General features: G+C 70.5%; 6 protein-coding genes, 1 tRNA gene and 4 pseudogenes. 6 read left to right on the top strand and 5 right to left on the bottom strand.

The window, feature by feature from the left end; all coding sequences use genetic code 11:
* Window positions 1-19: 19 nt before the first annotated feature.
* Both ACNAW0_RS01715 and ACNAW0_RS01720 read left to right on the top strand, forming a co-directional pair.
* Window positions 20-682: a hypothetical protein gene (locus tag ACNAW0_RS01715; protein ID WP_416285851.1), complete on the top strand. Its 663-nt coding sequence runs from the start codon at window positions 20-22 to the stop codon at window positions 680-682.
* 116 nt (window positions 683-798) lie between these two features.
* The gene (locus ACNAW0_RS01720) at window positions 799-1,269 is read left to right on the top strand and encodes a hypothetical protein (RefSeq protein WP_416285852.1); all 471 of its coding nucleotides are present in this window, start codon (window positions 799-801) and stop codon (window positions 1,267-1,269) included.
* 56 nt (window positions 1,270-1,325) lie between these two features.
* Here the strand turns inward: ACNAW0_RS01720 and mdlC are convergent, their stop codons facing one another.
* On the bottom strand, window positions 1,326-2,921 hold the full coding sequence (mdlC, locus tag ACNAW0_RS01725) for a benzoylformate decarboxylase (protein ID WP_416285853.1): 1,596 nt from the start codon (window positions 2,919-2,921) through the stop codon (window positions 1,326-1,328).
* 138 nt (window positions 2,922-3,059) lie between these two features.
* Window positions 3,060-3,863: an S-methyl-5'-thioadenosine phosphorylase gene (locus tag ACNAW0_RS01730; protein ID WP_416285855.1), complete on the bottom strand. Its 804-nt coding sequence runs from the start codon at window positions 3,861-3,863 to the stop codon at window positions 3,060-3,062.
* 153 nt (window positions 3,864-4,016) lie between these two features.
* Here ACNAW0_RS01730 and ACNAW0_RS01735 point away from each other — a divergent pair, with 153 nt between their 5' ends.
* Both ACNAW0_RS01735 and ACNAW0_RS01740 read left to right on the top strand, forming a co-directional pair.
* Window positions 4,017-4,607 (top strand): YqgE/AlgH family protein, encoded by a 591-nt coding sequence (locus ACNAW0_RS01735; protein ID WP_416285856.1) that lies wholly within the window; start codon window positions 4,017-4,019, stop codon window positions 4,605-4,607.
* Between the two features lie 89 nt (window positions 4,608-4,696).
* Window positions 4,697-4,769 (top strand) — tRNA-Ala (locus ACNAW0_RS01740).
* Between the two features lie 219 nt (window positions 4,770-4,988).
* Here the strand turns inward: ACNAW0_RS01740 and ACNAW0_RS01745 are convergent.
* Window positions 4,989-5,198: pseudogene (locus ACNAW0_RS01745) on the bottom strand (response regulator transcription factor); the annotation flags it as partial.
* 1,331 nt (window positions 5,199-6,529) lie between these two features.
* Between ACNAW0_RS01745 and ACNAW0_RS01750 the strand changes: the two are divergent.
* Window positions 6,530-8,656 carry a M28 family peptidase gene (locus tag ACNAW0_RS01750; protein ID WP_416285857.1) on the top strand — a complete coding sequence of 709 codons (2,127 nt, stop codon included), beginning with the start codon at window positions 6,530-6,532 and terminating at the stop codon, window positions 8,654-8,656.
* Between the two features lie 246 nt (window positions 8,657-8,902).
* Window positions 8,903-9,307: pseudogene (locus ACNAW0_RS01755) on the top strand (transposase); the annotation flags it as partial.
* 102 nt (window positions 9,308-9,409) lie between these two features.
* Here ACNAW0_RS01755 and ACNAW0_RS01760 read toward each other — a convergent pair.
* Together ACNAW0_RS01760 and ACNAW0_RS01765 are read right to left on the bottom strand one after the other, a co-directional pair.
* Window positions 9,410-9,748, bottom strand: a pseudogene (locus ACNAW0_RS01760) (helix-turn-helix domain-containing protein); the annotation flags it as partial.
* Window positions 9,749-9,817: 69 nt separating this feature from the next.
* A pseudogene (locus ACNAW0_RS01765) lies at window positions 9,818-10,405 on the bottom strand (YidC/Oxa1 family membrane protein insertase); the annotation flags it as partial.
* Window positions 10,406-10,446 lie beyond the last annotated feature (41 nt).

A 10,446-nucleotide genomic window follows, 5' to 3' on the forward strand; every position in this document is an offset into this window, starting at 1 on the left:
GACGTCTAGGCTGCCGCGTGTGACGAACGAGAAGATTTCGCTGTCCGTGGGCGCCGGGCCAGGCCAGCGGGCCTTCGCCGCGGTGGTGGGTTTCCTGTTCAGCGCGTTCGGCGCGGCCTTCGTGCTGCTGCCGCTGATCGCCGACCGCCTGCTGGCCCGGCTGACCGGCTACGGCGACCCCTTCCCGTCGTACGACGACGCGCGTGACCTGCCGCCCGGGATGCTCCCGCCGGATCTGCACGACGGGGCCGCGGCCGCGCCGGGGAGGTTCCGGCTCGTCGGGCTGTGCGGCCTTCCGTTCGTCCTGCTCGGGCTCTATCTGCTGCTGCGGGTGCTGCGCACCGCCGCCTGGCTGCAGGGGACCCGCGCCTCCGTACGCGGCGCGTTCGGCGCCCGCACCGTCGACCTGGCCACCGCCGAGGTCCACGGCGGGACGGCCGCCTACCCGGCCGGCGGGGACGCGGTGGTGCGGGTGCCGACCGTGGTCGCCCGCGACCGGGACACCGGCCGCCGGATCACCATCCCGCTGCAGGGAATGGGGCTGGCCACCCTGCCGCCGTACGAGCTTCGGGCGCTCGCCGACGCGATGACCGCAGGCCGGCCGAACAACGGCCGGGACGCGGACGCGCACGCTCTCGCCGGCCAGTTGCGGACGATGGCGGACAATCCTCTGGGCCACTAGAGGCTGCTGGGTCAGTTGGGGCGGATGGGGCGAATGAGGCGCCCGGGGGGCTGGACAGCCCGTCCGTACGGGTTCACCATCGCGGTACGCGGTAGCGCACCAGCCGGGAGGTGCCCATGGTCACCGGTCCGATCCAGCAGCCGTCCACCGTCGCCGGGGCGGCCCGGCCGCCCGCCGCGCGCCAGCCCCGGCCCAATTTCCTCGGCGACGTGCGCGCACTCGCCCGGGCGCTCGCCGCGTCGCCCGGAGAGCCGCGCTGGCGGGAGCAACTGATCCTCCACCTCGGCCCGGTCCGGAAGGGCTTCGCCGAACACGTCCGGGTCACCGAGGGCCCCACCGGTCTGTACGCCGCACTGCTGCACGAGGCTCCGCGGCTGGATCGCGGCGTGCGGCGGCTGACCGGCGAGCACAACGCCATCGCCACGGCCATCGCCGCCCTGCAGCAGGCGGCCGCGCTGCCCGGCGTGTCCGCCGAGGAGCTGCGCGACCGGGTCGGGCACCTGCTGGGTGCTCTCGACCGGCACCGGCAGCGCGGCGCCGACCTGCTGTGGGAGGCGTACCAGACCGACCTGGGCGGGGAGGACTGACTCCAGGATGGTGCTGGACGTGGGCGAGGGCACGCCGCTCGTTCTGACACGCCGGCTCAGAGGATGCGCGGCACCTCGGTGCTGATCGGCACCGGCAGCACGGTCGGCCGGTCGGCGGCCAGCGCGGTGTCGAGCGCCGCGCCGAGGCCGTCCAGCGACTCCACCACCTCCGCCGCGCAGCCGTAGCCGCGGGCGACCGCGGTCACGTCCAACCCGGGCAGGTCCAGCGCGGGCACCCCGGGCGTCTGCTTCAGCTCGGCGAACGCCTTGAGGATCGCGTACTGCTGGTTGACCGGGACCACGACGGCGAGCGGCAGACGCAGCTGCGCGGCGGTCCACAGCGCCTGCACCGAATAGTGCAACGAGCCGTCGCCGATCACCGCCACCACCGGCCGGCCGCGCCCGGTGTCCCGTTCGGCGAGGGCGATCCCGACCGCCGCCGGCAGGCCGAAGCCGAGACCCCCACTGGCCATGGTGAAGTACGACCGGGGCCGGCTGATCCGTAGCCGGCGGCGCAGCGCGGACAGGTTCGACGGTGACTCCTGCACCAACACTCCGTCGGCCGGCCAGTGCCGGGCCAGCGCGGCGAAGAGCGCGTCGGCACTCGGTGGGCTAATCGCCGCGGGTAGCTCCGGAACACCGCGGGCGGGCGGTGCCGGCCGGTCCGCCGGCGGCAGCAGCTCCAGCAGGCCGGTCAGGGCCAGCCCCGGGTCGCCGAGCAGGCTCTCCCCGACCGGGGCGCGGGCCGACTCGTCCGGGTCGTCGGTCACGTGCAGTAGCTGCGCCTCGGCCGGAAGGTAGTCGCCCGGCACGTGCGGGTAGTAGCGGAACACCGGCGCGCCGAGCACCAGCACCGTGTCGTGTCCGCGCAGCGCCTCGGCGAGCGGGCCGATCGCGTACGGCAGGACGCCCCGGAAATGCGGATGATCCTCGGGGAAGACGGCCCGTTCCGGCGCCGGCGCGGCCCAGACCGGGGCGGCCAGCCGTTCGGCCAGCGCCACGGCTGCCGGCCAGGCGTCGGCCCGGTCCACCGCCGCGCCGAGCACCAGCACCGGGGCGCGGCTGGCCGCGAGGGTGGCGGCGAAGCCGCGCAGCCGGTCCGGGTCGGGGGCGAACCGGGTGGCCACCGTGCGTACGTGCGGGGGCGGGTCGGCGGGTTGATCCCAGTCGTCCATGGGCAGGGAGAGGAAGACCGGCCCGGCCGGGGGCTGCACAGCGGTGACGTACGCCCGCATGAAGGCCGCCGGGATGTCCTGCGCGCGGGCCGGCTCGTGGGCCCACTTGACGTACGGCTGGGCCAGTTCGACCGCCCGGAGGCTGACCAGTCGGGGTTCGATCAGCAGCATCTGCCGGGTCTGCTGGCCGGCGCTGACGATCAGCGGGGTCTTGTTGTGCCAGGCGGTGATCAGGTTGCCCATGCCGTTGCCGGTGCCCGGGGCGGTGTGCAGGTTGACGTGCGCGGGGCGGCCGGTGGCCTGCGCGTACCCGTCGGCCATGCCCATCGCCGCCGCCTCCTGCAGCGCGTGGACGTAGCGGAAGTCGGCCGGGAAGTCCCGCAGGAAGGGTTCCTCGGTGGAGCCGGGGTTGCCGAAGACGGTGGTCAGGCCCAAATCGCGGAGCAGGTCGTACGTCGTGTCGCGGACCGTTGCCATCGCCGAGGAGCCTCCGTCGTTCACGGTGCCGGGGACGGCTTGGTGATCAGTTCCCCGATCAGCCGAATGTATCGGGAGGATGCCGGCTTTTCGGCCGCTTCCCAAGTTCGACGGCGGCGGTGGCCGGCCGGCCAGCGGTCAGGGCAGCGGGAACGGCAGTTTGATCCCGTCGAGTGCGTGCCCGCACGGGCAGTCCCGCTCGCTCGGCAGTGCGGCGGCCGCGTCCAGCAGCACCCCGCGCAGCCGGTCGGTGTTCTCCGCGAAGACCCGGAAGACCTCCTCCTGGGTGACCGACTCGCCGGCGTCGACGCCCGCGTCCAGGTCGGTGACCAGCGCGATCGACGTGTAGCAGAGGGCCAACTCGCGGGCGAGCACCGCCTCCGGGTGGCCGGACATGTTGACCACCGTGCCGCCGATCGAGGCGAACCAGCGTGACTCGGCCCGGGTGGAGAAGCGCGGTCCCTCGACCACCACCATCGTCCCGCCGTCCACCGCAGGCACGGCGCGTCCGGCCGCCGCGTCGAGCAGCGTCCGCCGTCCGACCGGGCAGTACGGATCGGCGAACGGGACGTGCACCGCACCTCGGTCGTAGTAGGTCTGGGCGCGCCCGCTGGTACGGTCGATGAGCTGGTCCGGCACCACGAACGTGCCCGGGCCCAGCTCCGGCCGCAGCCCGCCCACCGCGCACGGAGCGAGCACCTGGCGTACGCCGAGCGACCGCAGCGCCCACAGGTTCGCCCGGTACGGGATCAGGTGCGGCGGGTAGCGGTGGTCGCGTCCGTGCCGGGGCAGGAACGCCACCCGCCGCCCGCCCAGTTCGGCGATGGTGACCGCGTCCGACGGTGGCCCGTACGGTGTGTCCAGCACGTGTTCGGTGGCGCCGTCGAGCAGGGCGTACAGGCCCGATCCGCCGATCACCGCCACTTCGGCCGTCGAACTCATCCCGGCCCTCCCTCTGTCCGTCGCGATCATCTGTCGTTCAGCCCTTAACCAGCGGGCCGGCCGCAGGCTATCGTGCGTGACATGGCGTTGACAGCGCGGCTGGTCGACGGCGTCGGATCGACAACACCGGCGTGCGGCTGACGGGTGTCGGACATGCAGGGTGAGGGACAGGCGATCGGTGGCCGAGCCATGGAGTCGATGACCGGGCGGCTGCTGGTGGCGACTCCGGCGCTGAAGGACCCGAACTTCGACCGTACGGTCGTGCTGCTGGTGGCCCACGAGCACGGTGGCGCGCTCGGCGTGGTGCTGAACCGGGCCACCGAGGTGCCGGTCGCCGACGTCCTGGGCGACTGGAGCGACCTGGCCCGCCACCCCGCGGTGCTCTTCGAGGGCGGCCCCGTGCAGCCCGACTCGGCCATCTGCCTGGCCCGGATGCGCCACCCGGTGAAACCGGTGAAAGGCTTCCACCGGGTCTCGGGCGCGGTGGGCACCATCGACCTCTCCGTCGACCCCGAACGGCTGCGGGAGGCCATCGGCGGGATCCGGGTCTTCGCCGGCTACTCAGGCTGGGGCGCCGGGCAGCTGGAGCAGGAGATCGAGGAGGGGTCCTGGCTCGTTCTGGACGCCCTACCGGGGGACGCCTTCGTCGACCGGCCGGACGATCTCTGGCCGATGGTGCTGCGCCGGCAGGGCGGCATGCTGGCAGCGGTCGCGCACTTCCCGCCGGACGTGGCGTTGAACTGATCCGGAGCAGGGGGCACCCCCGCGAGATGACCATGCTGGCCGGCGTGTGTATAGTTCTCTGCGTGCCCGGGCGACCGGGACGACAGCAAGGGGCCGTGGCGCAGCTGGTAGCGCACCACACTGGCAGTGTGGGGGTCAGGGGTTCGAGTCCCCTCGGCTCCACCCAAAGCGAAACGCCCTGGTGAGGGACAGGATCTCACACCAGGGCGTTTGTCATTTCACCTGCTCTCGGGCCGCTACGTGCCAGGTCATGCGCTGACCTCGCCTCGCGTCTCCTCGATCAAGGCGTCCAGTGCGGCAGCGATGGCATGATCCCGATCACGGGTTGCGTGTTGGCGGCTGTGACGGTGTTGTTGATCTCGCTGGTTGGCCGTCCGCTGGCTATACGGACGTGGGTGTTACGAGACCCGACTCGTAGGCCGCGATGACGGCCTGCACGCGGTCGCGGCAGCCGAGTTTTCGGAGCACCTCGGAGATATGGGTCTTGACCGTCTCCTCGCCGATGACCAGGTCAGCGGCGATCTCGGCGTTGGACAAGCCCCGGGCGGCGGCGAGCAGTACTTCCCGCTCGCGCCGGGTGAGCGTGGCGATCTGTTTGGCCCATGGCCCTGATGGGGTCCGTTCGGCGGAATGCGATGGTGCGCTTTCGGCCGGGGTGGACGGGTCGGCGGACGCCGCCATCGGCTGTGCGGACGTCGAGGCGGCGCGGGTGGCCCGCTGTCGGCGCGCCGCAGCTCTGGTGAGCACGGCGGCCAATACGACGACGCCTATCGTGCCCAGGTACGCCGCCATGTAAAACAGCCTTGTGTCGTCGAGCCATCGGTCTGGGTCGCTGCCGTACAGATTAACCGGCCCGACGAGCGGCACGTTCCAGTGCACCCCGGTCGTGCAGTAGGCCAGCGCCAGGGTGATCACCAAGGCCGCGACCCATAGTGCGCGTCTGCGGGCGCCGTCGAAGACCGCAACCCCGAGCACGGCCAAGCCGGCGAGCCACCAACCCCACTCCATCGTTGCCGCCAACGGCGAGAGCACCCAGGGGACAGTGGCCAGCACGCAGGCCAGCCCGAGCCGGTACCGGGACAACGCGACCGCCATGATCGCGGCGAGGTTGGCAAGCCCGAGCGCGATGCGACCCATGCCGTCAGCACCCAGCACAGCGCTGGGGAAGTCACCGAAGACATGTATCTGCGGCCACGGGGCCGGGGTCGCTAGGAGCACGAGCCCCACGACGAACGCGAGCGCCAATGGCGCAGCCGACGCGGCCAGGGCGGCCCGCAGGCCGGCTCCAGACACGGAGAAGCCGACCGAGCGCCCTGTCTGCGTAGCGCCCGACGACAAATGTGGGAGGTCAGGGTTGGCCATGGCTGCGAGCATGCCAGCGATTCGGTGCCTCACGCCTCCCGGACTACGGGGGTTTTGCCTCCCCCGTGCGGGGGAGATTGGGCCGCGGCCCTCGCTCCGCCAACTCGAGTACGGGCCTTCTGGCCGTCACCGCGACCGCGTTTACCTTCCTGTGTCTCGAACCTGCTTCGACACCTGAGGCGAGACAGCGCGCGCGTCAGTGACATCTGCTCTGAGAGCCCATGCTGCTGCGTGCGGGAGCCAGCGGATCTGGAGAACCGGGGTGAGCGGCATACAGGAGGTGCGAGCCCGTCCGGGATCCCGTGCAGCTCTGTCACGCACGCGAATATCAGCGCGTGATGCGTGAGTCAACCGTTGTCCAATGCGCAGGAAATGGCTACGTTCAGCGGCACGATTCGACGGAACCGATCTCGGGACGCCGCCTGAGATGTCCCTCGACCGACGGAAGGCTCGACATTCGCATGGATATCAAGCTTCACTCGTCGACTCGCGCAAGAGTGCGCCGGCGCCTGATCGCGCCGGTTGCCGCTGCGGGTCTGCTCATGTCAGGAGCGGCCTGGGTGGCGAACCCAGCTGCCGCCTCCGATACCGCCGCCTCGTCCGCGAGGGCGTCGGCAGAACCGCTCGCGAGTTACGACAAGGAGATCGTCAGCAAGTTCGACTCGGCCAACTCGTACGAGCACGTCCGACACCTCGCCGAGGACATCGGGCCGCGTCTGAACGGCACGCCCCAGGAGTTGCTCGCCGCCGAGTACATCGGGTCCGTGCTCACTTCCTACGGCTTCGAGGCGAAGATCGGGCACTGGGGACCGGTCTCGACGAAGCGCGTGGGCACGGTGACCTCGCCGAACGCCAAGCTCCCCGGCGGACCGAACTGGCAGATGTCCGCCTCGACGAGTGGCAAGTTCACCGAGGCCGGTCCTGCCGTTCGTGCCGCTGTCGTCGACGCCGGGACGGGCCTCACCCCGGGGGCCCTCGACGGCGCCGCGGGCAAGATCGTCTTCGCGGACTACACGACGACCGCCACGACCCGGAACGCCATTGTTGCCAATGCCGTTCAGGCTGGTGCGGTGGCGGTCATCCTGGCCTACCCGTCCGGCAACTCCGCCCCGCCGACGTTCACGTTGACGACCGCGCAGCCGACCATCCCGGTGCTGGGCGGTGGCACGGCCCACACCAAGTGGATCCGGGGACTGCTGGCCGAGGGGCCACTCACCCTGAACATCTCGACCCACGAGTACCTCAACCCCGATGGCAGCTACGTCATCGGGACCCGGCATGCCGTCGGTGACCCGCAGGGCACGAAGGCACCGATCGTCATGGTCGGCGCACACATCGACTCCGTGCTCGGCGGACCCGGCGCCCACGACGACGCCTCCGGCAACGGGGTCTCGCTCGAATTCGCCCGTGTCATCAGCCAGTACCCACTCGACAAGGAAATCCGGATCGGCGGCTTCGGTGGTGAGGAAGGTGGCCTGCTCGGGTCGCGCGCCTACTCCAAGACGCTGACCCCGGACGAGATCAACCGGTTCGTCGGCGAATGGCAGATGGACATGGTCGGCACCACGTACAAGCCGGCCGGCTTCTTCGCGCTGACCCCGGACGGGAAGTCCAACTCCGTCGTCCAGTCGGCGTACGACGCGCAGGCCCGGCTGAGCCCGGAGGACGTCGACCGGCTCGGCCGTGACGACGTCAACCTGCAGAACTGCAAGCTCGGGCAGAGTGATCACCAGGCGTTCTTCGACCTCGGGATTCCGTCGTCGCTGTTCATCTGGCTCGACTACAACATGCCCAAGGCGCCCGCCACCTGCGAGAGCATCAGCCGCGGCACGTACACGACCGAGCCGCAGTACCACCGGCCGGACGACACGATGGACAACGTCAGCGCGAAGCGACTGCAGATCACGCTCGACGTCGTCGGGGGCGCGGCGGCCTACAACGCGCTCAACACCGTGACGATCAACGCGACTGGTGCTGACGGCGCCAAGCTGTCCGACACGCCGGTGCGGGCGAACTGCGGCGACGGCTGGCGACCGGTGGGCACCACCGACGCGGCTGGCCGTCTCGTCGGGGTCTTCCCGCACGCGACGTGCACGTTTGAGGCGACCTCGGGCCAGGCTCTGGTCCAGCAGACGCTCGATGTCCACGGCGACCGCACGCTGGCGATGCGAGTGGCGCTGCCGGAGTGTTCGAGCACGATCACTGGCACGCATCGGGGTGCGCTTAAGGTGACCTCCGGTGTGACCTGCCTCGACGGGGCCACGATCACCGGGCAGGTCACGGTCAACCCGGGCGCGAGCCTCGTGTCCCTCGGCTCGACGGTGAACGGCGGGGTCTCGGCCACCGGGGCGAAGGACGTCACGTTCTGCGGCGGCTCCGTCAACTCGAACGTGGCGATCACTGACGGGCAGCGCGTCCGGATCGGCGGGGGCCCGAGCGACTGTGCCGGAGTCACTGTCGCCGGTGGTCTCTCCGTCGCCGGTGCCGGCGAGTTGCTCATCCTCGCCGGGAACTCGGTGGGCGGGGTCGTCTCAGTGACGGGCAGCGAGACTCGCGTGGCGTCCGTCGTGGCGGCCAACACCGTGCAGGGTTCGTTGTCCTGCTCGACCAACGAGCCGGGCCTGACCAACTACGACAGGGCCAACGTCGTCACGGGTCAGAAGAAGGGACAGTGCGCTTCGCTCTAGTCACACGCCGGTTCTAGACCGGCCAGCACGACCGGCTGACAGGACCGGCCACCTCGCCCACTGGGCGGGGTGGCCGGTCCGTGGTGTGGCACCCCTCGGGCCTTCCGGTATCCCGCGATCCGAACTTCCCTGCAGGACAGGCGCTTTCGTGCGTCAGACGTCGATCTACGACCGTGGGCCGACTCGCGACGGGGGAACCGGCCGGGCCGTCGGGTGGGGTTCCCGACATTCAAACGGCTCCGGCGGATGATCCGCACGGGCCGAGCCCACATCCGGTATGCCACCGTCTCTGGCCGGGCCGGCCGGTGGACCATCGCGGTGACGGTGGAGGCAGTAGACCTGCATCCCGCGCGCCAGCATCCGCCCCGCCCCGACACCGACCCGGACAGCGGTGGTGGTTGGGTGGGCATCGATCGGGGTCTTGCCGCTCTCGTCGTGGCCGCCGACACCACCGGCCGACAGCGACTGCGCGTCACTGACCCGCCGCGCCCGCTGCGGACCGCCCTGCCCCGGCTACGGCGTCTATCCCGCCAGGTCCCCCGCAAACAGCGAGGCTCGCGCAACCGGGCTGAGGCTGTTGCCCGGCTGGGCCGTGTCCACCTGCGTGTCGCGAACGTGCGTCGCCATTTTCTGCACGAGGTCGCCAGTCGGCTGGTCAAGACTCACGACCGGCTGGTTCTGGAGGACCTGTACACCGCCGGTCTGCTGGGCAGCCGGCGTCTGGCCGCCGCGATTTCTGATTCGGGTTGGTCGAACGCCGGTGACGATCTTGGCTTCGGCGCCGCTGGCCAGCGTGATTCCGCCGACGATGTCCAGCTGCCACAGCTCCATCGGCCGATCCCGTTCCCAACGCCGGTAATCCTCCCGCCAGTGCCGACGAGGGACCGGGTCAATGAGGCCGTGCCGTACCAGGACCCGGTAGATGGTGCTCAGCGACGGTACCGGACCCGGGCAGCCGAAGCGGCCCAGCTCGAACTGCAGCCGGCGCTGGCCCCACCGCGGATGCCCGCGGCGCAGTTCGCAGATCGCCGCTTCGACCTTCGGGCTGGTCTGTGCCGGATGGGCCTGCGGGCGATGGGAACGATCTGCCAACGTCGGAATCCGCAAGAACGATGAACGGTCGTCGATCCTCACGGGGCCCATCCGCTCACATCGAGGCGCCTACCGCTTGGCCCCACCACCCTTCTTGCGGTTGACCGGCTTCGCGCCGGTTTTCGGGCCGGGCACCGTGGGTTTGACCGGTGAGGCCCTATTGCCACTCTTGTCGCCGGCGTGGCCCGTCTGCTCAGCCGCGCCGGATCCACTGTTCACGGTCACCGGTGGGTACTTGCGTAGCACCCACGTTTGCTGGCCGAGTGAGAAGAGGTTCGTGGTCACCCAGTAGATGATCACACCGATCGGGAAGATCGAGCCCGAGATGAGCAGCGAGAACGGGACGCCGTAGAGCATCAGCCGCTGCACCATTTTCTGTTGCGGGTCCTCGGCCCACCCAGCCTTCAGAATCATTTGACGGCTAGTCAGGAACGTCGTAGCGATCATTGCGGCGATCAGGATCGCGGCGACGACCTTGACCGTGGTGCCGTCAGCATTCAGCAGGGACAGTTCCTGCGGCGTGGACCTGCTGAAGCTGGCCGCGATGGGAGCGCCGAACAGCTTCGCGGACGACGCGCTGTCGAACTGGGCGACCGTCCAGCCGTACAGCGTCTTCATCTGTTCGGGCATTGTCGGCTTGAGGTGACGCAACACATGGAGGTGATCTCAGCAAGGTTCGGCGGCCGAGCGGGGATGAC

It is taken from the genome of Micromonospora sp. SL1-18, from assembly GCF_047921505.1.
In the GTDB taxonomy this organism is placed as follows: domain Bacteria; phylum Actinomycetota; class Actinomycetes; order Mycobacteriales; family Micromonosporaceae; genus Micromonospora.